The 22,876-nt window shown below is 63.2% G+C and carries 17 protein-coding genes; 8 read left to right on the forward strand and 9 right to left on the reverse strand.

Annotated elements, in window-relative coordinates; translation table 11 throughout:
- Nucleotides 1-3 precede the first annotated feature (3 nt).
- The gene (gene nuoN / locus BT108_RS10755; protein WP_072294531.1) at nt 4-1,449 is read left to right on the forward strand and encodes an NADH-quinone oxidoreductase subunit NuoN; all 1,446 of its coding nucleotides are present in this window, start codon (nt 4-6) and stop codon (nt 1,447-1,449) included.
- A gap of 48 nt (nt 1,450-1,497) precedes the next feature.
- Here the strand turns inward: nuoN and BT108_RS10760 are convergent, their stop codons facing one another.
- Nucleotides 1,498-2,499, reverse strand: coding sequence for a serine/threonine protein kinase (locus tag BT108_RS10760; RefSeq protein WP_177257307.1), 1,002 nt, complete (start codon nt 2,497-2,499; stop codon nt 1,498-1,500).
- 20 nt (nt 2,500-2,519) lie between these two features.
- Entirely contained in the window at nt 2,520-3,635 is a 1,116-nt protein-coding gene (locus BT108_RS10765) for a PQQ-dependent sugar dehydrogenase (RefSeq protein WP_072294532.1), read from the reverse strand.
- Nucleotides 3,636-3,772: 137 nt separating this feature from the next.
- On the opposite strand from BT108_RS10765, the gene htpG reads away from it, so the two are divergent.
- From htpG to slmA, 6 genes are all read left to right on the forward strand, one after another.
- Nucleotides 3,773-5,704, forward strand: a complete 1,932-nt coding sequence (htpG, locus tag BT108_RS10770; protein ID WP_072294533.1) for a molecular chaperone HtpG — start codon at nt 3,773-3,775, stop codon at nt 5,702-5,704.
- A gap of 415 nt (nt 5,705-6,119) precedes the next feature.
- Nucleotides 6,120-7,508, forward strand: coding sequence for a TolC family protein (locus BT108_RS10775; protein ID WP_255369704.1), 1,389 nt, complete (start codon nt 6,120-6,122; stop codon nt 7,506-7,508).
- A complete protein-coding gene (locus BT108_RS10780; RefSeq protein ID WP_072294535.1) occupies nt 7,505-8,662 on the forward strand; it encodes an efflux RND transporter periplasmic adaptor subunit in 1,158 nt (385 codons plus the stop codon). The genes BT108_RS10775 and BT108_RS10780 overlap by 4 nt, the downstream gene beginning before the upstream one ends.
- A gap of 3 nt (nt 8,663-8,665) precedes the next feature.
- On the forward strand, nt 8,666-11,797 hold the full coding sequence (locus BT108_RS10785) for an efflux RND transporter permease subunit (protein WP_072294536.1): 3,132 nt from the start codon (nt 8,666-8,668) through the stop codon (nt 11,795-11,797).
- A 67-nt stretch (nt 11,798-11,864) separates the two neighbouring features.
- Entirely contained in the window at nt 11,865-12,752 is an 888-nt protein-coding gene (gene argB / locus BT108_RS10790; protein WP_072294537.1) for an acetylglutamate kinase, read from the forward strand.
- A 41-nt stretch (nt 12,753-12,793) separates the two neighbouring features.
- Nucleotides 12,794-13,375, forward strand: coding sequence for a nucleoid occlusion factor SlmA (gene slmA, locus BT108_RS10795; RefSeq protein ID WP_072294538.1), 582 nt, complete (start codon nt 12,794-12,796; stop codon nt 13,373-13,375).
- Here the strand turns inward: slmA and BT108_RS10800 are convergent.
- From BT108_RS10800 to gpmA, 4 genes are all read right to left on the reverse strand, one after another.
- Nucleotides 13,366-14,136, reverse strand: coding sequence for a HesA/MoeB/ThiF family protein (locus BT108_RS10800; protein ID WP_072294559.1), 771 nt, complete (start codon nt 14,134-14,136; stop codon nt 13,366-13,368). The two genes, slmA and BT108_RS10800, sit on opposite strands and share 10 nt — an antisense overlap.
- A 28-nt stretch (nt 14,137-14,164) precedes the next feature.
- Nucleotides 14,165-15,598: a S41 family peptidase gene (locus BT108_RS10805; protein WP_072294539.1), complete on the reverse strand. Its 1,434-nt coding sequence runs from the start codon at nt 15,596-15,598 to the stop codon at nt 14,165-14,167.
- Nucleotides 15,599-15,634: 36 nt separating this feature from the next.
- A complete protein-coding gene (locus BT108_RS10810) occupies nt 15,635-16,858 on the reverse strand; it encodes a murein hydrolase activator EnvC family protein (RefSeq protein ID WP_072294540.1) in 1,224 nt (407 codons plus the stop codon).
- A gap of 127 nt (nt 16,859-16,985) precedes the next feature.
- Nucleotides 16,986-17,741 (reverse strand): 2,3-diphosphoglycerate-dependent phosphoglycerate mutase, encoded by a 756-nt coding sequence (gene gpmA / locus BT108_RS10815; RefSeq protein WP_072294541.1) that lies wholly within the window; start codon nt 17,739-17,741, stop codon nt 16,986-16,988.
- Nucleotides 17,742-18,162: 421 nt separating this feature from the next.
- On the opposite strand from gpmA, the gene BT108_RS10820 reads away from it, so the two are divergent.
- A complete protein-coding gene (locus tag BT108_RS10820) occupies nt 18,163-18,978 on the forward strand; it encodes an SDR family NAD(P)-dependent oxidoreductase (protein WP_072294542.1) in 816 nt (271 codons plus the stop codon).
- Nucleotides 18,979-19,015: 37 nt separating this feature from the next.
- On the opposite strand, the gene BT108_RS10825 is transcribed toward BT108_RS10820, so the two are convergent.
- The 3 genes from BT108_RS10825 to BT108_RS10835 all read right to left on the reverse strand — a co-directional run bounded on the left by BT108_RS10825 (nt 19,016) and on the right by BT108_RS10835 (nt 22,778).
- On the reverse strand, nt 19,016-20,074 hold the full coding sequence (locus BT108_RS10825) for an AI-2E family transporter (protein WP_072294543.1): 1,059 nt from the start codon (nt 20,072-20,074) through the stop codon (nt 19,016-19,018).
- Nucleotides 20,075-20,213: 139 nt separating this feature from the next.
- Nucleotides 20,214-20,633 carry a GlcG/HbpS family heme-binding protein gene (locus BT108_RS10830; RefSeq protein ID WP_072294544.1) on the reverse strand — a complete coding sequence of 140 codons (420 nt, stop codon included), beginning with the start codon at nt 20,631-20,633 and terminating at the stop codon, nt 20,214-20,216.
- Between the two features lie 111 nt (nt 20,634-20,744).
- Complete coding sequence (locus tag BT108_RS10835) at nt 20,745-22,778, reverse strand: sodium-translocating pyrophosphatase (protein WP_072294545.1); 2,034 nt, start codon at nt 22,776-22,778, stop codon at nt 20,745-20,747.
- Nucleotides 22,779-22,876 lie beyond the last annotated feature (98 nt).

Consider the following 22,876-nt stretch of genomic DNA (forward strand, 5'->3'; position numbering starts at 1 on the left):
CAAATGAATTTCGTCTCTCCTGATTTCGCTCCCGCCTACCCGGAGATCTTCCTCCTGGCGATGGTATGCGTGGTGTTGCTGGCGGACCTCGCCTGGGGCGAGAAGAAGCCCTACGTCGCCTACCTGCTGTCGCAGATCACGCTCTTCGGCTGCGCGCTGATCACCTTCGGCACTTCCGTGCCCGGGATCGCGCACACGTTCTCCGGCATGTTCGTGGACGATACCATGGCGGACATCCTCAAGATGCTGGTGTACATCACGGTTTCCACCACCCTGGTGTATTCGCGCGGCTACATCGCCATGCGCGGCATGCTCAGTGGCGAATTCTTCGGCCTGGCGCTGTTCGCGACCCTGGGCATGATGGTCATGATCTCTGCCAGTCATTTCCTGACGCTCTACCTGGGGCTGGAGCTCCTGTCGCTGTCCCTCTACGCCATGGTGGCGCTGCGCCGCGACGCACCGGCAGCCACCGAGGCGGCCATCAAGTTCTTCGTGCTGGGCGCATTGGCTTCCGGCTTCCTGCTCTACGGCATGTCCATGGTGTACGGCGCGACCGGGTCGCTCGAGGTCGGGCGCATCACCGAAGCGATCCAGGCCGGCGTACCAAGCCACGCGGTACTGGTGGTGGGACTGGTCTTCCTCGTCGCCGGCATCAGTTTCAAGCTGAGCGCTGCGCCGTTCCACATGTGGGTGCCGGACGTCTACCAGGGGGCGCCCACCGCCGTGGTGCTGTTCATCGGCGCAGCCCCGAAGCTTGCCGCATTCGGCTTCGTCATGCGCCTGCTGGTGGAAGGCATGGGAGCCATGTCGGCCGACTGGCAGGGCATGCTCGTGATCCTGTCGGTGATGTCCATGATGATCGGCAACCTTGCCGCCATCGTCCAGAGCAACATCAAACGCATGCTGGCGTACTCCACCATCTCGCACATGGGGTTCGTGCTTCTGGGCTTCATCGCGGCCGACGGCGACGGCTACAGTGCATCCATGTTCTACGTGGTGGTCTACGTGCTGATGACGCTGGGGACCTTCGGCATCGTCATGCTGTTGTCGCGCCAAGGGTTCGAGGCCGACAGGCTCGATGACTACAGGGGGCTCAACCGGCGCAGCCCATGGTATGCGTTCATCATGCTGTTGCTGATGTTTTCCATGGCGGGCATTCCCCCCACCGTGGGCATCTATGCCAAGCTCTCGGTACTGCAGGCGGTGCTCGGTGCGGGCTACATCTGGCTGGCGGTGGTGGCGGTGCTGTTCTCGCTGGTGGGAGCGTTCTACTACCTGCGCATCGTCAAGCTGATGTACTTCGACGAGCCTGAAACCGATACGCCCATCCTGCCGGAGGGCGACGTCAAGCTCCTGATCAGCGCGAACGGCCTGGCGATCCTTGCATTCGGCTTCTTTCCCCAGACGCTGATGGCGCTGTGCGCCTATGCCATCCGGCAGTCGGTGTAGCGGAACGGGCGCCGTGGCGACTACCCATCTACGCCGTGGCGTTCTTGCTTACAGAGGCGGTTCGTCTATCAGGGCGACCTGCTCGCGCAGCTCCAGGATGCGGTCCTGCCAGTAGCGCTGGGTATTGAACCAGGGAAATGCCTGCGGGAAGGCGGGATCGTCCCAGCGCTGCGCGAGCCACGCCGCGTAGTGGATCAGGCGCAGGGTGCGCAGCGCTTCCACTAGGTGCAGCTCGCGGTCGTCGAAATCGCAGAAGTCCTCGTATCCCGCCAGTATCTCGGCCAGCTGCCGCGTCCGGTCCGCGCGTTCTCCCGACAGCAGCATCCACAGGTCCTGTACCGCCGGTCCCATGCGGCTGTCGTCGAAATCGACAAAATGCGGGCCGTCGTCCGTCCACAGCACGTTGCCCACGTGGCAGTCGCCGTGCAGGCGCAGGGGGCGCACTTCGCCCGCGCGCATGAAGCAGCGGCGCACGCCGTCCAGCGCCTGGTCCGCCACGCTGCGATATGCTGCATCCAGATCCGCCGGAATGAAGCCGTGCGCCAGCAGGTAGTCGCGCGGCTGTTCGCCGAAGCCGGCGATGTCCAGCGAGGGACGTGCACGAAACGGCCCGAGCGCGCCGATGGCGTGGATGCGCCCGAGAAACCGGCCCATCCATTCCAGCGTGCCGGGGTCTTCCAGCTCGGGCGCACGACCGCCATGCCTTGGAAAAACGGCGAAGCGGAAGCCCGCGAAGCGATGCAGTGTGATGTTCCCCGGCGCCAGTGGCGCGACGACGGGAATTTCGCGCTCGGCCAGTTCCCGCACGAAGGCGTGCTCTTCGAGGATGGCATCGTCCGACCAGCGCCCCGGCCGATAGAATTTCACCACCAGCGGCGCACCCTCTTCCATGCCGACCTGATAGACGCGGTTCTCGTAGCTGTTGAGGGCCAGCAGCCGGCCATCGCTGCGGAAGCCGACGCTCTCGAGCGCGCCCAGCACGCTGTCGGGAGGAAGAGCGGAAAAATGCAGCGAAGAGGGATGGCTTGTCGCGCTCCCCGCATTATCCAAGATGGAGCCTTTCCCGCTGTCTACGATTTTCTATAGCTGATCCGATAGATCACCCCCGCGTGGTCGTCCGAGACCAGCAGCGCGCCGTCGGGCATGACCAGCACGTCCACGGGCCGGCCCCAGACTTTCTCTTCCTCCAGCCAGCCCTCGGCGAAGATTTCCTGCTTGACGACCTTGCTGTTCCTGAGCTGTATCCGCTGCAGGCGATAGCCGGTTTTCTTGCGGCGATTCCAGGAGCCATGCTCGGCGACGATGATGTTGTGGCGGTACTCGGGCGGGAACATGGCGCCGGTGTAGAAGCGCATCCCCAGGGGTGCGACGTGTGCCTCGAACAGGGCGGCGGGAGGCGCGAGCTTGCCGCAGTCGCGCTTGGCGCCGTACTTGGGGTCGAGGATATCGACGCCATGGCAGTAGGGGTAGCCGAAGTGCAGTCCCTGCCTGGGGGCGTGGTTGAGTTCGTCGGGCGGAAGGTTGTCTCCCATCCAGTCGCGTCCGTTGTCCGTGAACCAGAGCTCTCCGGTTTCGGGGTGCCAGTCGAAACCCACCGTATTCCTCACGCCCCGGGCGTAGATCTCATGGCCGCTGCCGTCCGGGCGGATGCGCGAGATCAGCGCGTAGCGGTCGGGGTCGGGTTCGCAGATGTTGCAGGGCGCTCCCACCGGCGCGTAGAGCAGGCCGTCGGGGCCGAAGGCGATGAATTTTCCGCCGTGGTGCTTCTCGTTGGGATAGTCACTGGCCACGACCACCGGCTTGCCCGGCTGGTCGAGCCTTTCCTCGATACGGTCGTAGCGCAGGATGCGTTCGATCGCGGAGACGTAGAGTGCACCGTCGCGGAACGCCACCCCCAAGGGCGTGTTGAGCCCCTTCGCCAGGGTCCGTACCTGGCGTGTTTCGCCATGATCGGTGATGGCGTAGACGTTGCCCGCCGCCATCGACCCGGCGAATACCGTACCGTTGCTGCCCAGCGCAAGCCCGCGCGCATTGGGAACCTGAGCCCATATTTCAATGGAGAAGCCGGCGGGCAGCCTAATCTTTTCCAGCGGCAGGGCCGGGTCCGATTGCTGTGCGGCGGACAGCGAGGCATGGCAGAATACGGCGCAAAGGATGGCGAAGAGGAGGGTTTTCAGGTGGGACATGAGTGGAACTCCAGGCGGTTGTGGCACTTCAGCATTCATTCGGACAGGAAACGTTTCGGGAGACAGCAAGACCGGATGGCTTGAAAAACGACGATCCATCCCCATTAATCCTCGTGATTTCATCAAGGAGAAACCCCATGCACGCGACATCCACCCCTGAAACCAAGGAGCATCTCAGCTTCCAGACAGAAGTCAAGCAACTGCTCAACCTGATGATTCATTCCTTGTATAGTAACAAGGAAATTTTCCTGCGGGAACTGATCTCCAATGCATCGGATGCGGCCGACAAGCTGCGCTTCGAGGGATTGACCGACGGCGCGCTGTACGAATCCGATTCGGATCTGAAGATACGCGTCGGCTACGACGCCGCGGCGCGTACCATCACGATCGCCGATAATGGCATCGGCATGTCGCGCCAGGAGGTGATCGATCATATCGGCACCATTGCCAAGTCTGGCACACGCGAGTTCTTCGGTTCCCTGACCGGCGATCAGGCCAAGGATGCCCACCTGATCGGCCAGTTTGGCGTGGGCTTCTATTCGGCCTTCATCGTCGCCGACCGGGTCACGCTCACCACGCGCCGGGCGGGGCTGACGCCCGAGCATGGTGTGCGCTGGGAATCGGAGGGCGAGGGGGACTATACCCTCGAGACGGTGGAGAAGCCGGGCCGCGGCACCGAGATCGTCCTGCATCTTCGGGAGGGTGAGGACGAACTGCTCAGCGGCTGGCGTCTGCGGTCCATCATCCGCAAGTACTCCGATCACATCACGCTGCCCATCGTGATGAAGAAGGAAGAGTGGTCGCAGGAGAAGAACGAGAACACGATCACCGACGAGGGCGAGACCGTCAATCAGGCCAGCGCGCTCTGGGTGCGGCCCAAGAACGAGATCACACCGGAGCAGTACGAGGAATTCTACAAGCATGTCGCTCACGACTTCGGGCCGCCGCTGGCCCACGTGCATGCACGGGTGGAGGGCAAGCAGGAATATACGCAGCTGCTTTATATTCCCGCACGCGCGCCGTTCGATCTGTACGACCGGGAGCCGCGCCACGGCATCAAGCTTTACGTGAGGCGAGTGTTCATCATGGACGATGCCAGGCAGCTGCTGCCGAACTATCTGCGCTTCGTGCGCGGGGTGATCGATTCCAACGATCTGCCGTTGAACATCTCCCGTGAGATCCTGCAGGAATCCCGGGATGTCGAAGCGATACGCGCGGGTGCGGTGAAGAAGATCCTCGGCCTGCTCGATGACCTGAGCGGAAGCGAGCAGCAAGAGGATCAGGCCAAGTTCAAGACGTTCTGGAAGGAGTTCGGGCAGGTACTGAAGGAAGGCGTTGCGGAAGACTATGCCAACCGGGAACGCATCGCCAGGCTGCTGCGCTTCGTCTCCACCCATGTCGATACGGACGAGCAGACCGTGTCGCTGGCCGACTATGTGGAGCGCATGAAGGAAGGACAGGAAAAGATCTACTATGTGACCGCCGACAGCCTCAAGGCGGCCCGGAGCAGTCCGCATCTGGAGATATTCCGCAAGAAGGGCATCGAGGTGCTGCTGCTGTCCGAACGGGTGGACGAGTGGCTGGTGGCGAATCTGACCGAATTCGACGGCAAGCCGCTGCAGTCCGTGGCCAAGGGCAGCCTCGACCTCGGCAAGCTGGAGGATGAGACGGAAAAGAAGGAGCAGGAAAAGGAGGCGGACGACCACAAGGAGCTGACCGAGAAGATCAAGGAGGCGCTCGGTGAGCAGGTGAGGGAAGTGCGAGTCACGCTGCGCCTGACGGAATCGCCTGCCTGTCTGGTGGTCGACAGCCATGACATGAGCGGCAACCTGGAGCGCCTGCTCAAGTCCGCCGGGCAGAAGGTGGCGCCCACCAAGCCCATCCTGGAGATCAATCCCCATCACCCCATGATACGGCGCCTGAAGCTGGAGGATGCCCGTTTCGCCGACTGGAGCCATATCCTGTTCGACCAGGCGTTGCTGGCCGAGGGAGGGCAGCTCGAGGACCCGGCAAGTTTCGTCAGGCGCGTGAACGACCTGCTTTCGTCGGGCGCATTCCAGGAAGGCTGAGCCCCCGTTCGCTGTCCAGACGAATGAAGGGGCCGGGGCCGGATTCTTCTCGGGAAATCCGGCCCCGGTGGCGTTTCCGCAAGCGGGGCCGGCTCGACGTTCAGCGACAGGCATCGGACATACCTTGCCGATGCAATGTGTCATAATATTCCGAGAATATGAGCCCTTGTGAACGGAACCAACAGCCATCTTTGCTCATGCGGAGCATCCGGAGATCCATCCGGATCGGAAGGCCATTCGCGATTGCGCCACCTGCAAGGTCGTCGACGGAACCGTGCGATGCCGAGTGGCACGGTCTAATCAAGCCATAGGGCAGTCGATGCATCCATCACTCCGCTCCTGCATCATATTGATTCTTGCCGCTCCCTTCACTGCCTTTCCAGCCCAGGATTTACCCGTCTTCGGGCCCGGCTCGATGGAATCCGGATCCGGCGAACTGCCGCCGCCCGAGCTGCCGGTGGCCGGGGAGGAGCCCCTGGTTCCGGCGCCCGAGGGGCGCCTTGCCTCGCCGGAATCCGGCGTCGGTGACATCGGGGTGCCTGCAGCCCGCAGGGGTGGGATCGGTACGATGCCGGCACTGAACATGCCTTCGATCAACCTCGGCAGCGCCATACCCGCCGATGGGCTGTCCATCGAGGATCTGCAGCGGCTGGGGCTGGAGGCGAACGGCCTGGTGCGTGCGGCCCAATCCCAAGTGGACATGGCGGAATCCGGTGTGGTAGGGGCGGCCGCCTATCCCAACCCGCAGGTGAGCGTGATCGGCGGCCCTCAGCATCCACGCATCCCGGCCGCGAATCCGGCGACGAATACGCGGCAGGTCACGGTCACCCAGACCATCGAGAATCCATTCATGCGCAGTGCCCGGATCGGCTCGGCCGAGGCGGGGGTGAAGGCAAGCGAGGCCAACCATCACCAGGTGAGGGCGGACTTGGCGGCACAATTGCGGGTGCGCGCCTACGAATTGCTGCTGCACCAGGAAATCGCTCGCATGGAGGCCGGGATTTTCGAACTGATGGAGGAGGTGCGGCGGCGCATCGGTGTGGCGGTGGGCGTAGGGGAGACCGCGCGTTTCGAGCTGGTGCGGGCCGAGGCCGAGGTGCTGAACGCAGCCAGCCGCAAGGAAGCGGCGGAGCTGAGCGCGCAGCGTGCGCGCGTGGCCCTGATGCAGTTGACCGCGGGTGCCCTGAGGCAAGGGTTCGTCATCCGTGCTTCTTTGTTCGATCCGGTCGATCTGCCGCCACTGGAGGAACTGCGGGCGCAGGTGCCCGCCGTCAACCCCGACGTGCTGCGGCTGCAGGCGGAGTGGGATCGGGCGCGCCTGCGGATCGATCAGGAACGGGCTTCCATCCTGCCGTCGCTGGACATCGCGTACAGCAATTATCAGGATGCCCAATATACCGACAACCGGGCCGGCTTCAACGTCAGGATTCCCCTGTTCTACCGCCGCCGTGGCGAGATCGACGCGGCCGTGGCGGATACCGCCCGGGCGTGGGAGACGCTGGAATTTCGCCGCTACGAGATCGGGCAACTCCTCGAGTCCGCCTGGCAGTCCCTGCAGATTGCGAGGCGCCGGGTGGAGATGTTCGAGGGCGGCATCATCAAGGAAGCCGAAAATGCGCTGCAGATCGCCCAGTCGGCGTACCGGTTCGGCGAGCGTCCCCTGATCGACGTACTCGATACCCAGCGCATCCTGCGGGGTATCCTGATGGATTCCCTGCAGGCACGCTTCGATCTGCAGACGGCTGCGGCCGAGATCGACCGCTTGCGTGCATACTATCCCAGGGAGCAGGGGAGTTCGGAATGAGAAAAAAAATGTTAGTCATCGGCATGGTCATCCTGTCCACATGCGTAGCCGCGGGTTGCGGGAACAAGGAAACCGCGGCGCCTCCGAACGAGGCCCATCAGGAGCAGGAGGACGTGAACAGCATCACCCTTCGTCCGGAAGTGGTGCCGCGCATCAAGATCGGCCAGCCCATGATGGTCGCCCTGGCGGACAAGCTGCAGGTGCCCAGCCAGGTGGAAGTGGACGAGGAGCGCCTGGTGCGCATCGGATCCTATGTCACCGGACGGATCGTGGAGCTGTACGTCATGCTGGGGGACAGCGTCAGTGCGGGCCAGCCGCTGGCGCGGCTCACCAGCCCGGAGCTGACGCAGGCGCAGCTCGCCTACCTGCGCGCCCATTCCCGTACCGCGCTGACCCAGAAAGCGGCCGATCGCGCGCACCATCTGCTGGAGGCGGACGTGATCGCGCTCGCCGAAGTGGAACGGCGCGAATCCGAACTGGAGGTTGCCCGTGCCGAACTTGAGGCGGCCAAGGATCAGCTGCGCCTGCTGGGGGTGGACAGCACCGCGCTGAGGGAGCTCACGGACAACGGCAACATCCTGCCGTCGGTCACCATCAAGGCATCCAGGAGCGGCACCGTGATCTCGCGCAACGTGATCATCGGCCAGGTGGTGCAACCGGCGGATACGCTGTTCGGTGTCGCCGATCTTTCTTCCGTTTGGGTGGTGGGGGACGTACCGGAGCAGATCGCGCGCAATGTGCAGGTGAACCAGCACGTGCAGATTCACGTTCCGGCGCTGGGGAACGTGAGCTTCGACGGTTTGATCGTATTCGTGGCCGACACCGTCAATCCGCTGACCCGGACCGTGATGGTGCGCAGCATGGTGGAGAATCCGGAGCGCAGCCTCAAACCCGACATGCTGGCAACCATGCACGTCACCGATACCGCCCACCAGAGCCTGGTGGTGCCGGAAACCGCGGTAGTGCGCGAAGCCAATCTCGACTACGTCTTCCTGGCTCAGGGAAACAACCGGTTCCAGCGGGTGCCGGTCGAACTGGGGCCCGAGGTGGCCGATATGCGGCCGGTGCACAAGGGTATCACCCAGGAGCAGAAGATCGTGGTGGACGGCGCCTTCCACCTCGACAACGAGCGCAAGCTCGCCGAACTGGAGTAGGGCGTGCTGGCTGCGATCGTGCGCGTCATGCTCAAGCAGCGCCTGCTAGTCGTAGTGGTGGCGCTGAGCCTGTGCGTCGCAGGCCTGTTCGCTGCGCGCAACCTGTCGATCGACGCCTTTCCGGATGTCACCAACATACAGGTGCAGGTCGCGACGGTCGCGATAGGGCGCAGTCCGGAGGAGATCGAACGGCTGGTCACGGTGCCGGTGGAGATCGCCATGACCGGCCTGCCGGGGCTGGTGGAGATGCGCTCGCTCAACAAGAGCGGCCTGTCACTCATCACGCTGGTGTTCACCGACGAGACCGATGTCTATTTTGCCCGTCAACTGGTGATGGAGCGCCTGATCGAGGTCTCTTCCCGGCTGATACCCGGCATCACCCCGGTCCTCGGCCCGGTGTCGACCGGCCTGGGAGAGGTCTACCAATACACGCTCGATCACCCCGATGACGGCGAACGCGCGCTGAGCGTGGATGAATTGACCATGCGGCGCACGATACAGGATTGGGTGGTGCGTCCGATGCTGCGTTCGATCCAGGGCGTGGCGGAGGTCAATTCCATCGGCGGCCACGTCAAGGAATACCATGTGCTGGTCGATCCCAACCGCCTGCGTCACTACGACCTGACCCTCGCGGCGGTCGATCGGGCGCTGGCGAGCAACAACGCAAATGCCAGCGGCAATATTCTGCCGCTGCATTCCGAGCAATATCTGATCCGCGGTGTCGGCCTGATCCGGACGCTGGATGACATCCGCGACATCGTGCTCAAGGAGTGGGACGGCATCCCGGTGTTCGTCCGCGACGTCGCCGAGGTGAGGTTCGGTGGCGAGGTGAGGCAGGGGGCCAGCATCAAGAACGGCCATACCGAATCGGTGACCGGCATCGTGATGATGCTGCGCGGCGGCAATGCCAAGGAAATCGTGGGGCGGGTCAAGGAGAAGGTGGCCGACATCAACGAACGCGGCCTGCTGCCCGGCGGGCTCCAGATCGTGCCGTTCTACGATCGTACCGACCTGGTGGATGCGGCGATGTGGACCGTCAGCAAGGTGCTGATCGAAGGCATCATCCTGGTGGTGGTGGTGCTGTTCATCTTTCTCGGCGACGTCCGCTCCAGCCTGATCGTCGTGGCGACCCTCGTCATTACCCCGCTGATCACCTTCATGGTAATGAACCATCAGGGAATTTCCGCCAACCTGATGTCGCTGGGCGGGCTTGCGATCGCGATCGGCCTGATGGTCGACTCCACCGTGGTCGTGGTGGAAAACGTCTACCACCGCCTCGGGCATCCAAAAGATGCCGCGGGATCGAAGCTGCAGATCGTGCTGGATGCAGTAGCCGAGGTGGGCACGCCCGTGATCTTCGGCATTTCCATCATCATACTCGTGTTTCTGCCGCTGATGACGCTGCAGGGCATGGAGGGCAAGACCTTCAGTCCGCTCGCATTCACCATCGCCATCGCGCTGGCAGTATCGCTGGTGGTCTCCCTGACGCTGTCCCCGGTGTTGTGCGCCTACATCCTCAAGGGCGGGGCGGACCACGACACGAGAATCATCGCCTTTCTCAAGAGGCGTTACCGCGGCCTGTTGGATATCGCGTTGGCGCGGGAGAAAATGACCGTGCTGGTCGCCATGCTGTTGCTGATCCTGTCCTTCGCCCTGTTCCCCCTCCTGGGCAAGTCGTTCATTCCGACCATGCAGGAAGGTGCGGTGACGCCGGTGATCATCTGGGTGCCTTCGATTTCTCTGGATGAGGCGATCAATCTGGAGACGGAGGCAATGAAGCTGATCGCCAGGATACCGGGAGTGGAGTCGGTGGTGTCGAAGATGGGGCGAGGGGATTCACCTGCGGATCCGGCCTCCCAGAACGAATCCGATCCCATCGCGACACTTGATCTCGAGGGATCCGGGCGTACCCAGCAGGAGATCGAGGAGGATATCCGCAAGGCGCTGACCGTGCTGCCCGGCGTCAACATCGTGCTGTCGCAGCCGATCGCGCAGCGGGTGGACGAGATGGTGACCGGCGTCCGGTCACAGGTCGCGGTCAAGATCTTCGGCGATGACCTGGAGGAACTGCGCCGGCTGTCGGAGCAGGTGGCGCGCATCATCAAGTCGGTACGCGGTGCGCGGGACATCCGTATCGAGCGTCTGTCGGGCCAGCAGGAGCTGACGATCGACATCGACCGGCGCGCCATCGCGCGCCATGGTCTCAACGTTTCCGACGTGAACGAATTGGTCTCGACGGCCATCGGCGGCAAGGCGGTGACCCAGGTGTTCGAGGGCGAGCGCCGCTTCACCCTGCTGCTGCGCCTGCCCGAGCACTTCCGGCACGACGTGGAGGCGATTCGCGATCTGCTGCTGCGTCCCCCGGGGAGCGTGACACCCGACGGCATGACGGCACGTGGAGGCGTACTGGTGCCCCTGAGCGCCGTGGCCGATATCAGGGTCGTGGACGGGCCCGCGATCGTCTCCCGCGAATACGCCAAGCGCCGCGTGGTCGTGGGTGCCAACGTGCACGACCGCGATCTGGGCGGGTTCGTCGCCGAGTTGCAGGCGCGTACCGCCAAAGAAGTGAAGCTTCCCGCGGGGTACTACTTCGTGTGGGGCGGGCAGTTCGAGAATATGGAGCGTGCCATGGAGACCCTGTCCATCATCGTGCCCATCACCATACTGGCGATATTTTTTCTGTTGTTTCTTTTGTTCAATTCAGTCAAGCTTGCGGGGCTCATCATTCTGGTACTGCCGTTCGCATCCATCGGCGGCGTCATCGGCCTGTTCATGACGGGAGAGTATCTGTCGGTGCCGGCCTCGGTGGGTTTCATCGCCCTGTGGGGAATCGCGGTGCTCAACGGCGTGGTGCTGATTTCGTACGTCCGCAAGCTGCGCGAGGAAGGAGCCAGCGTCGCCGATGCAGTGGTCAAGGGCTGCGAACAGCGCTTCCGGCCGGTCCTGATGACCGCGACGGTGGCCATGCTGGGGCTGGTGCCGTTTCTGTTCGCGACCGGGCCGGGATCGGAGGTGCAGCGTCCGCTCGCCATCGTGGTGATCGGCGGCCTGATCACCTCCACGCTGCTGACGCTGGTGGTGCTGCCCACCTTGTATCGCTGGTTCGATACGGAGCCGGCGAGGGTCGAGCTGTAGCCGCCGTGACATCCTGGGGTGCGATGTCCGGAGCCGGGCCATTGCAGGAATACATCATCTAGACGACATGTCCATCTCATCATCCTCCGCCAGCGAAAAAGCCAGGATCCTGGCCGAGGCGCTGCCCTACATCCAGCGGTTCCACGGCAAGACCATCGTCATCAAATACGGCGGTAATGCGATGGTGGACGAAAGACTGAAGCAGGGGTTCGCGCGCGATGTCGTGCTGTTGAAGCTGGTCGGCATGAATCCGGTGATCATCCATGGCGGCGGCCCGCAGATCAACGACATGCTGGCGCGGGTCGGCAAGCAGGGGCAGTTCATCCAGGGTATGCGTGTCACCGATCCGGAAACCATGGACATGGTGGAGATGGTGCTCGGCGGCCTGGTCAACAAGGAAATCGTCAACCTCATCAACCATCACGGCGGCCGAGCGGTGGGGCTGAGCGGGAAGGACGGGGGATTCATCCGTGCAAAAAAAATGTTCATGCAGGATCGCGAGAGGGCGGGCGAATGGATCGACATCGGCCAGGTCGGTGAGATCGAGCACATCGATCCCGCGCTTATCAGGCTGCTCGAGACGCATGATTTCATTCCTGTCATCGCGCCCATCGGCGTCGGCGGGCAGGGCGAGTCCTACAACATCAACGCCGATCTGGTGGCGGGCAGGCTCGCCAGCGTGCTGGGTGCCGAGAAGCTGGTGCTGCTCACCAATACGCCAGGCGTGCTGGATCGGGAAGGAAATCTGCTGACCGGGCTGACTGCGCAGCGCGTGGACGAGCTGTTCGCGGATGGCACCATCTCGGGCGGCATGCTGCCCAAGATCGATTCGGCGCTGGAGGCGGTCAGGAATGGCGCCAAGGCCTGTCACATCATCGACGGGCGGGTGGAGCACGGGTTGCTGCTGGAGGTGCTGACCGATGCCGGCGTCGGTACGCTCATCAGGGCGGATTGATGCGGGCGATGGATGCGTGGCGGCGACCGGCTGGATGATGCATGTCGACCCGACGCGGTGAGCGCAGGGAGGAGATTCTGAGGGTGCTGGCCCGACTCCTGGAGGAATCCCGGCCGGTCAGGATCACCACTGCCATGCTGGCGCTCGAGCTGGGCGTTTCCGAGGCGGCGCTCTATCGGCACTTCGCCAGCAAGGCGCAGATGTTCGAGGGCCTGATCGAGTTCATCGAGCTTACGCTGTTCGGCTTGATCAACAGGCTGGAGATGGAGGAGCCGAGCGCTGCCTTACGCGTCGAGAAAATGCTGTCGCTGCTGCTCGGGTTTGCGCAGAAGAACCCCGGCATGACGCGGGTATTGACCGGTGAGGCACTGATCAACGAGGACCCCCGCCTGCAGCGGCGAATCGACCAGTTGCACGACCGTATCGAAACGACCCTGAAGCAGGCATTGCGCTTTGCCGTCGGCGAGGAGCACGGGCCGGAGGACATCGATGTCGCTGCGAACGCCAACATAATGATGTGTTATGTGGTGGGACGCTGGCATCAGTTCGTCAGGAGCGGCTTCAGGCGCAAGCCGCTGGAATACTGGGAAGCGCAGCGCAGGGAGCTGCGGGTTCAGGCGTAGGCCGCCGGCTGCGGGGTGGCGGAGCAGGCCCCGCAGGATGTATCCTTGTTCAGCCGGATGGTGCGCCAGGTCATCGCCAGGCCGTCGAGCAGCAGCAGGCGGTGGTTGAGGCTCTGTCCCATATCAAGCAGGATTTTCAGGGTCTCGGCAGCCTGGGTGCAACCGATGATTCCCGCCAGCGGGGCGAACACGCCCATTACCGCGCAGCGCGTGTCGTGATCCTCTCCTTCGGCGGGAAACAGGCAGTGGTAGCAGGGGCTGTCTGCGCGACGCAGGTCGAATACCGCGACCTGCCCATCGAATCGCACCACCGCGCCCGAGACCAGCGGCTTTCTCCGGGCGATGCAGACCCGGTTGATCGCATGCCGGGTAGAGAAGTTGTCGCTCGCGTCCACCACCACGTCCGCATCGGTGACGTATGGGAGCAGCCGGTTTTCATCCATGCGCCCATCCACCGCGATGACGCCCACTTCCGGATTGAGGTCCGCCAGGGCGAACCTGATGGAATCCGGCTTGGGCTGGCCGATGCGACTGGTCGCGTGTCCGATCTGGCGCTGCAGGTTGGTCAGGTCGACCGTGTCGCCGTCGCAGATGGTCAGCCTGCCGACGCCGCTGGCGGCAAGGTAGAGGGCGGCGGGGGAACCCAGCCCCCCGGCACCGACGATGAGCACGTGCGACCGAGCCAGGGTTTCCTGCCCCTCGATTCCGATCTGGGGCAGCAGGATGTGGCGGCTGTAGCGCAGCAGCTGGCTGTCGGTCAGGCCGGCCATGGCATGCCGGGGAGGTGGCTCAGTTGGCCGCCTTGGCGGCGCGCGGGGCCGTATCCGCTGCCGGGGTGTCGTGCTTGAAGTAGTTCATCGCCTGGATCAGCAGCGTATCCTCGCTGGAGCCGAATTCCGCCGGGGGCGCGACCTTCTTTTCCTTGTCGTCACCCTCAGGCTTGGGAGCCTTGGCGGCGGGCTTGGGCTCGAGCTTGGGTTTCTCGGTCTTTTCCGGTTCCCCCTTGCCATTGGAGAGGTGCCGATCCAGATCTGCTTCGCGCAGGCGCTCTACCTCGTCCCTGGCGGATTCGTCCAGAATGTCCGGCGTGATGCCCTTGGCCTGGATGGATTGCCCATGGGGGGTATAGTAGCGCGCAGTGGTGAGCTTGATCGCGGTATTGTTGCCCAGTGGCAGAATGGTCTGCACCGAGCCCTTGCCGAACGTCTGCGTTCCCATGACGACAGACCGCTTGTGATCCTGCAAGGCACCCGCCACGATTTCCGAGGCGGAGGCCGAACCTCCGTTCACCAGGGTCACCATCGGTATCGTCTTGATTTCCGGCGGCAGGCGCTTCAGGTAGTCGTTGCGCGTATTGCGCAGATAGAATTCGGGGCTGGCCTTCAGTTCCATCTTGGCGTCATCCGTGCGGCCGTCGGTGTAGACCACCAGCGACTCGGGCGGAAGGAAGGCGGCCGAGACCGCCACCGCGCCATTGAGCAGGCCGCCCGGGTCGTTGCGCAGGTCCAGCACCAGTCCTTTCATTGGCACGGGACTCTCCTTGAAGAGCTTTTCCAGCGCCTTGGCGAGGTTCTCGCCGGTCTGTTCCTGAAATTGCGTGATGCGCACGTAAGCGTATCCCGGTTCGATCATCTTCGACTTGACGCTCTGGATCTTGATGATGGCGCGTATCAGCGGGAATATCAGCGGCTTGGGCTCCCCCTTGCGCATGACGCTTAGGGTGATGGGGGTATCGGGCTTGCCGCGCATGCGCTTGATTGCATCGGTGAGCGAGAGGCCCTTGACTGCGGTGTCGTCCAGCTTGATGATGAGGTCGCCGGGCTTGATGCCCGCGCGAAACGCGGGCGTGTCCTCGATCGGCGAGATGACCTTGACAAATCCGTCTTCCATGCTGACCTCGATTCCCAGTCCGCCGAACTCGCCCTGGGTCCCGATCTGCAGTTCCTTGAACGCATCCGAATCGAGGTAGGCGGAGTGCGGGTCGAGACCGGTCAGCATGCCGTTGATGGCTTCGGTGATGAGTTTTTTATCCTCCACCGGTTCCACGTAGTCGCTCTTGATGCGGCCGAATACCTCACTGAAGGCACGCAGCTCCTCGATGGGCAGCGGACGCAATACCTCCGTCGCCTCCTTCTCGGCGACTGCCGAGAAATTGAGACCCAGCATTATGCCCGCCGTGGCCCCGAGCACCAGCAGGCCCAATTGCCGCATCGTATTGCCCATTAAGCTATCTCCACACGTGTCGATTTCCAGAGCCGTTCATTTTATTCTGACCCAATTCAGCGGGTCAAACGGCTTGCCCTGATGGCGCAATTCAAAGTATAAACCGGAATCCGCGTTGTCGCCGCTGTTTCCTACCGTTGCGATGGTGTCGCCACTGCGCACGTTGTCGCCCACCTGCTTGCGGATGGCGTCGTTGTTGCCGTACAGACTCATGTAGCTGCCGCCGTGATCCACGATCATGAGGTTGCCGAATCCCCTGAGCCAGTCGGCGAAGACGACCCGCCCGCTGGCGACGGACCTGACTTCCGTTCCTGCGGCGGAGCGAATGAAGAGGCCCTTCCAGGTGAGTCCTCCATCCGCTCGGGAACCGCCGAACCGATTGGTGACCTCGCCGCGTACCGGCAGGCTCAGGCGGCCTTTCAGCGCTGCAAAGGGGTTGCCATCGGTGGAGGCGTCCGGCAGCCTGTCGTTGCTCAAGGGTTCGGTGCGGGATCCGGAACGCGGGGCGGCACGATTCTTGGCGGCAAGTTTTTTTGCGATCTCCTGAACCAGGCGCGAAAGACGTTCCTCGTCGCGTTTGAGGGCGCCGATTTCGCGTTTCTGCTTCTCGATCTTCGCCGATATCTGGGTCAACAGAATCTTGTGCTCAGTTTTCTTCAGTTCCAGTTCCTTGCGGTGAATGGCTTGTCTGGCCTCGATCGTGGCGATCTCCCGGCTTTTCTCCTGGCTTTCGCGGGCAAGCGCGTCGAGGCGCCGGGAATTCGCCTGCAAGGTATCGATGTCCTCCAGTCGGGCGCGTACGAGGTAGCCATGGTAGTGCAGATGGCGCGCGATCCGGTTGGGATCCTGGTGATTGAGCAACAGGCTCAGATATTCCCTTTCACCCCCCCCGCTGACGTATTGCCGGTGCAGCGATGCCGTCAGCCGGGATCGCTGTATTCCGATCTCGCCGGTGACCTGCGCAAATTGGGCTTGCAGCTGGCCGAGCCTGCCGTCGGCCTCGCTTCGGGCCTGAGCGAGGGTGGCGAGTTTCCGGTTGATCGCATCGATGGCCTGCTCCGAAGTGTGCAACGCCGTCGCCGTTTCCGACTTGGAGGTCTCCGTGGTGGCCAGTTCCTTCTGCAGCGTTTCGATACGGCCGCGCACCTGCTTCAAATCCTTGTCAGGCTTGGGTGCGGCGTCGAGCGGGGCGGACAGGATCAGCAGGCAGGCGGAGATCAGCGTACCGGATCCGTGCAGCCATGTGTGGAGGCTTGTCAAGAGAGGGACACGAATTGTTGTCTGGACAGGTATGGAAGCTCCATCGCAAGGGAATTCCGCCGTGCCGTGCGGAACCGGTAAGGCCCTGGGATGCCCTGTCCATCGGATGCGGTATCCGCCCCGAGTCTTACGGCAGGGAGGAGATCTTCCCCTGGTTCGCCACGGCTTGCATGGCCTGCTCGATTTGGGTCCGATCCCCGAGATAGTAGTGGCGGATCGGTTTCAGGTCGTCGTCCAGTTCGTACACCAGAGGGACTCCCGTCGGGATGTTAAGTTCCAGAACGGCTTGCTCGGAGAGTCCGTCGAGATACTTGACGAGTGCGCGCAGCGAATTGCCGTGTGCCGTGATGAGAACGCGCCGGTCGCTGCGAACCTGCGGCGCGATGGTATCCTTCCAGTAGGGAAGAAGCCGCGCCACGGTGTCTTCGAGGCACTCGGTCAGGGGAATGTCGCACGTGTCCAGCGCCGCGTAGCGGCGGTCGAGCCCGGGATCGCGATCATCTCCCGGCATCAGGGCGGGGGGACGGATGCCGTAGCTGCGGCGCCAGATGCGCACCTGCTCCTCGCCGTACCTGAGTGCCGTTTCCGTCTTGTTCAGCCCCTGCAGTGCACCATAGTGCCGTTCGTTCAGGCGCCACGAGAGGTTGACCGGGATCCACATCAGGTCCATGCCGTCCAGTGCGATCCACAGCGTCCGGATGGCGCGTTTCAAAACCGACGTATAGGCGACATCGAATGTGAATCCCTCGTCCCTCAGCATGCGGCCGGCAGTTCTTGCCTCCTCGAGGCCGCGGGGTGTCAGATCCACATCGGTCCAGCCGGTAAAACGATTCTCCTGATTCCAGGTGCTTTCCCCATGACGCAGGAGAACGAGTTTCTTCATATGATCCGGTATAAAGATGAGGCTTTCCCGTGGAACAAGCCGCGATACCGTGCTATTTTATTATAATTCCGCCAGGGCACACAGCGTAAAGAATGAATAGGCGGCCGCCCGACGTCTGTCGGGTGGCGGCATCGGGTTCCTGCCGTCATCCGCCTGAACGGGGTGCCGCCCAAAAGAAAATGGATGAGAACAAGGGTATCCGTCTGTATAATGCGGAGTTCCAGTCTGCGGAAGAGTCGAGATTTTCGCGGATATGATCGAATGCAGTGTCGGATTCGGTGGCCGGTTTTCCATCCACCCGAACTGCCGTCATGAGGAATGGAGGATCCTTGCGCCGTACCATGGAAATCGGGCGACATCGCAAGTCGCTGCATCGTGTGACAGGCCACTCGTTCCCAGGATCGCAGGGAGTGCCGCTGCCATGAGCCGGCGGATCGCGCTGGTCACGGGGGCGTCCAGCGGCATCGGGAAAGCCACCGCGATGCTGCTGGCGGAAAGCGGATACCATGTGTTCGCGGCGGCACGGCGTATCGACAGGCTGGAGCAGATACGTTCCGAGTATATCGAACCGGTGGAGCTGGACGTTCTCGATGAGGATGCCATACGCGGTGTAGTGCAGCACATCGTGTCGTCCCGGGGACGGATCGACGTGCTGGTGAACAACGCCGGGTACGGCCTGATGGGGACGCTGGAGTGCGTGCCGATGGATGCGGCGCATCGTCAATTCGAGGTCAACGTCTTCGGCTACGCCCGTTTCATGCAGGCGGTACTGCCGCATATGCGGACGCAGAAATCGGGATGCATCGTGAATATCACGTCGATCCTGGGAAAGATCTCCATCCCCGGCTTCGGCTGGTATGCGGCTTCCAAGCACGCCATCGAGGCATTGACCGAGGCCGTGCGCGGGGAGGTGATGGAATTCGGGATCAAGGTGGTGCTCATCGCTCCGGGGTTGATCCGGACCGAGTTCATGTCCAAGCAGCAGGCGCTGCTTGAAACCGTCGAGCATCCGTCCGCCTATCGCAAGGTCATAATGGGCCTGCGCCGTCTGCTGGCTGGAGAATCCCGTGCGCCAGGACCTGCAATCATCGCCCGGGCGGTGCTCGACGCTGTGACCAGTCCGAATCCGCCGGTACGGCATGCATTGCCGCTGGACTCCAAGGCGGCGGTGGTGGCGAGGTGGCTCATGGGGCCACGGATATTCTCCTGGGCGATCCGGCGACAGATGAAGTTCTGAGTGGGCGCCCCATTCCGCGGGACACGCCGCCGTCGCATCAGTCCTCCGAAGGTTCCCGGGTGGATACGAACAGGTCCCATCCGGAGATGAACAGTGCCGCGATGACGGGACCGATGACGAAACCGTTCAGGCCGAATATGACCATGCCCCCGAGTGTCGAAATCAGCACCACGTAGTCGGGAAGCTGGGTATCCTTGCCGACCAGGATGGGTCGCAGGACATTGTCCACCATGCCGATCACCAGCACGCCGAAGACGATGAGCGTGATACCCTGCCACAGTGCCCCGGTCAGCAGGAAATAGATCGCCACGGGCGCCCAGATCAGACCCGCTCCCACCGCCGGCAGCAGGGACAGGAAAGCCATCACGAAACCCCACAGCAGCGCTCCCTGTATGCCGAGAAAGGAAAATATCGCGCCACCCAGGGTGCCCTGTACCGCAGCCACGGCGATATTGCCCTTGACCGTCGCGCGGACCACGGTGGTGAATTTGTTGAGAAGGTGCCGCTTGTGCTCCGCACTCAGCGGGATCGCCCGCCTGATCTTTTCGGACAGGATGGCGCCATCCCTCAGCAGGAAGAACAGCAGATACAGCATGATCCCGAAGCTGATCAGAAACTCGAACGTATTCTGTCCCATGTTGAGTGCCTGGGTGGCGATGATCTGGCTGCCCTGCAAGGCTCCGCTCGACAATGCATCCTTGATGCCGGGCAGATCGGCGAGCCCGGCGCCGTCGAGGAGTTCGACCGTCCATGACGGCAGTGCGCCCGTGACCTGCTGGAGATAGGCATCGAAGTTCAGTTCTCCCGATTGAATGCGCTGGTAGATGAGCAATCCTTCCCGCAACAGGGATGCCACGATCAGCACGGTCGGCAGAATCACCATGATCAGGCACAGCAGCAGCGTGGTGAGTGCAGCCAGCGTACGGCGGTTGCGCAGCAGGGTCACCAGCCGCCGATAGAGGGGAGTGAACAGGATCGCCAGGACCGACCCCCAGAATACGGCGCCGTAAAAGGGCAGCAGTATCCACACGAATGCGGCGGAGACGGCCGCCAGCAGCAGCAGGAAGATTTTTTTCTGAAGCTCCGGGGAGTTCATGTGGCGTCGAGGTCTCGGTCGGGGCACGGGTACGGACGCGCGGCCCCCGCACGTGGTGCGAACGACGCCGCCATGCCATTGTTTGCCGGGACGCCGCTGCCGTCAACCCCCGCCCGGGGAAAGTGGCGGACGACGACCGTCAGGCATCCCGAGCGGGGGGCCGCAGCGCGTCCAGTCCCGCCTGCGCGACGCGCGCATCCTCGTGCGATCTGACGCCGCTGACGCCCACCGCGCCGAGGTACTGTCCCTGCACCTCGATGGGCAGGCCACCCTCGATCGGCAGGGTGCCGGGCAGGCCGAGGTAACGCAGGCGTCCCGCAGCGACGTGCTCCTCCCATACGCGGGTGGGGCGGCGGAAGGCGATGGCGGCGCGGGCCTTGTGTATCGCCACCTCGACGCTGCCGAACTGGGCGTGGTCGAGGCGTGAGAGATGCATCAGGTGACCTCCGTCATCGACGATGGCGATCACCACCGGCCAGCCGTTGTTCAGCGCCTCCGCCTCGGCGGCGTCGGCGATCCTCCTGGCATCCTCAAGGGTCAGGGCGAGTCGGGTTTCCATGGTGTCTCCGGCAAACGACCGCCGGCGCGCGGCACCGGGGGTGGCGGATATGGATCAGGGACCTGCGGCGCCCGCCGGTCGGGACCGTGGGCGGGCGCAGGGATGCGTGCGCTATATCAGCGGCACGATCAGCAGTGCCACGATGTTCATGATCTTGATGAGCGGGTTGATCGCCGGACCGGCGGTATCCTTGTAGGGATCGCCTACGGTGTCGCCGGTGACGGCGGCCTTGTGTGCTTCCGATCCCTTGCCGCCGAAGTGTCCGTCCTCGATGTGCTTCTTGGCGTTGTCCCAGGCGCCACCGCCCGCGGTCATGGAGATTGCCACGAAGATGCCGGTGATGATGGCGCCGATCAGCACGCCGCCCAGCGCCACCGGTCCCAGCAGCAGGCCCACCAGCAGGGGTACCGCCACCGGCAGCAGCGAAGGCAGGATCATTTCCTTGATCGCGGCCCGGGTCACCATGTCCACGGCCCGGGAGTAGTCCGGCTTGGCCGTGCCCTCCATGATGCCGGGGATTTCCTTGAACTGGCGGCGTACCTCCACCACAACCGAGCCGGCGGCGCGGCCGACCGCCTCCATCGCCATGGCGCCGAACAGGTAGGGTACCATGCCGCCCAGAAACAGGCCGATGATCACCATGTGGTCGGACAGATCGAAATCGACGCTCTTGCCGCCGCTGGCGAGCGCATGGGTGTAGTCGGCGAACAGCACCAGCGCCGCCAGTCCGGCGGAGCCGATGGCGTAGCCTTTGGTGACCGCCTTGGTGGTGTTGCCCACTGCATCCAGCGGATCGGTGATGTTGCGCACCTCGGAAGGCAGGCCGGACATTTCCGCAATGCCGCCAGCATTGTCGGTGATGGGGCCGTAGGCGTCCAGCGCCACGATGATGCCTGCCATCGACAGCATCGAGGTGGCAGCGATGGCGACTCCGTAGAGTCCGGCAAGCTCATGGGTTCCCCAGATCGACAAGCAGACCACGATCACCGGCGCGGCAGTGGATTTCATGGAGACGCCCAGGCCCGCGATGACGTTGGTGCCGTGGCCGGTGCTGGAGGCCTCGGCGATGTGCCGGACCGGTGTGTACTCGGTGGAGGTGTAGTACTCGGTGATCCACACCATGGCCGCGGTCAGGAACAGACCTACGAGGCCCGCCAGATAGATGTTCGTGGAGGTTACCAGCTTGCCCTCGATGGTGACACCGTCGCCCAGCATGATGGTCGTGATGGGATAGTAGGACACCGCCGCCAGGATACCGGCCACGGCCAGACCGCGGTAGAGTGCGTTCATGATCTTTCCGCCTTCGCGCGCCTTGACGAAGTAGCAGCCGATGATGGAGGCGACGATGGAGACGCCTCCCAGCACCAGCGGGTAGAGCACCGCGGTGGGGCCTGCCCCGGTGATCAGCAGTCCGCCCAGCAGCATGGTCGCAATGATGGTGACGGCATAGGTCTCGAACAGATCCGCTGCCATGCCGGCGCAGTCGCCGACGTTGTCTCCCACGTTGTCGGCGATGACCGCGGGATTGCGGGGATCATCCTCCGGGATGCCGGCCTCGACCTTGCCCACCAGATCGGCGCCGACGTCGGCGCCCTTGGTGAAGATGCCGCCGCCCAGTCGGGCGAAGATGGAAATCAGCGAACTGCCGAAGGCGACGCCCACCAGTGCATGGGTCGCCTCCGATTCGGTCGCGCCCATGCCGAGCAGGACGGCAAAATAGCCCGCCACGCCTAGCAGTCCCAGACCCACCACCAGCATGCCCGTGATCGCGCCGCCCTTGAAGGCAACGTCCAGCGCCGCGTTCAGGCCCTGTGTAGCCGCTTGCGCGGTGCGTACGTTGGCGCGCACGGAGACGTTCATGCCGATGTATCCGGTCAATCCCGACAGGAAAGCGCCCAGTGCGAAGCCGACTGCGGTCTGCCAGCCCAGTGCCACGAAGATGGCCATCAGCAGGATGGCGCCCACGATGCCGATCGTGGTGTATTGTCGATTCAGATACGCGGAAGCACCCTGTTGGATCGCCGTGGCAATATCGCGCATGCGCTCGTTGCCAGCGGGCAGGCTCACGATCCATCTGATCGAGACGATTCCATACACCAGTGCCGCCATCGCGCAACCTATTGCGATGATTAAACCATTAGCCATTGCACTCTCCAGTTAATAAAGTCAGACCGAATTGAAACAGATTGCGTACAAAAAATTCCATGGGCTCGATTGACGCCTGCTCATGGAACCGGCACGGC

Source organism: Nitrosovibrio sp. Nv17, from assembly GCF_900119085.1.
In the GTDB taxonomy this organism is placed as follows: domain Bacteria; phylum Pseudomonadota; class Gammaproteobacteria; order Burkholderiales; family Nitrosomonadaceae; genus Nitrosospira.

What these genes read in the sequence shown, in the direction of transcription:
- nuoN (WP_072294531.1), top strand. Translation starts at nt 4, where the DNA reads ATGAATTTCGTCTCTCCTGATTTCGCTCCCGCCTACCCGGAGATCTTC.
- BT108_RS10805 (WP_072294539.1), bottom strand. Translation starts at nt 15,598, where the DNA reads ATGGGCAATACGATGCGGCAATTGGGCCTGCTGGTGCTCGGGGCCACG.
- argB (WP_072294537.1), top strand. Translation starts at nt 11,865, where the DNA reads ATGTCCATCTCATCATCCTCCGCCAGCGAAAAAGCCAGGATCCTGGCC.
- BT108_RS10780 (WP_072294535.1), top strand. Translation starts at nt 7,505, where the DNA reads ATGAGAAAAAAAATGTTAGTCATCGGCATGGTCATCCTGTCCACATGC.
- BT108_RS10830 (WP_072294544.1), bottom strand. Translation starts at nt 20,633, where the DNA reads ATGGAAACCCGACTCGCCCTGACCCTTGAGGATGCCAGGAGGATCGCC.
- gpmA (WP_072294541.1), bottom strand. Translation starts at nt 17,741, where the DNA reads ATGAAGAAACTCGTTCTCCTGCGTCATGGGGAAAGCACCTGGAATCAG.
- BT108_RS10820 (WP_072294542.1), top strand. Translation starts at nt 18,163, where the DNA reads ATGAGCCGGCGGATCGCGCTGGTCACGGGGGCGTCCAGCGGCATCGGG.
- slmA (WP_072294538.1), top strand. Translation starts at nt 12,794, where the DNA reads ATGTCGACCCGACGCGGTGAGCGCAGGGAGGAGATTCTGAGGGTGCTG.
- BT108_RS10765 (WP_072294532.1), bottom strand. Translation starts at nt 3,635, where the DNA reads ATGTCCCACCTGAAAACCCTCCTCTTCGCCATCCTTTGCGCCGTATTC.
- BT108_RS10835 (WP_072294545.1), bottom strand. Translation starts at nt 22,778, where the DNA reads ATGGCTAATGGTTTAATCATCGCAATAGGTTGCGCGATGGCGGCACTG.
- BT108_RS10775 (WP_255369704.1), top strand. Translation starts at nt 6,120, where the DNA reads ATGGAATCCGGATCCGGCGAACTGCCGCCGCCCGAGCTGCCGGTGGCC.
- BT108_RS10825 (WP_072294543.1), bottom strand. Translation starts at nt 20,074, where the DNA reads ATGAACTCCCCGGAGCTTCAGAAAAAAATCTTCCTGCTGCTGCTGGCG.
- htpG (WP_072294533.1), top strand. Translation starts at nt 3,773, where the DNA reads ATGCACGCGACATCCACCCCTGAAACCAAGGAGCATCTCAGCTTCCAG.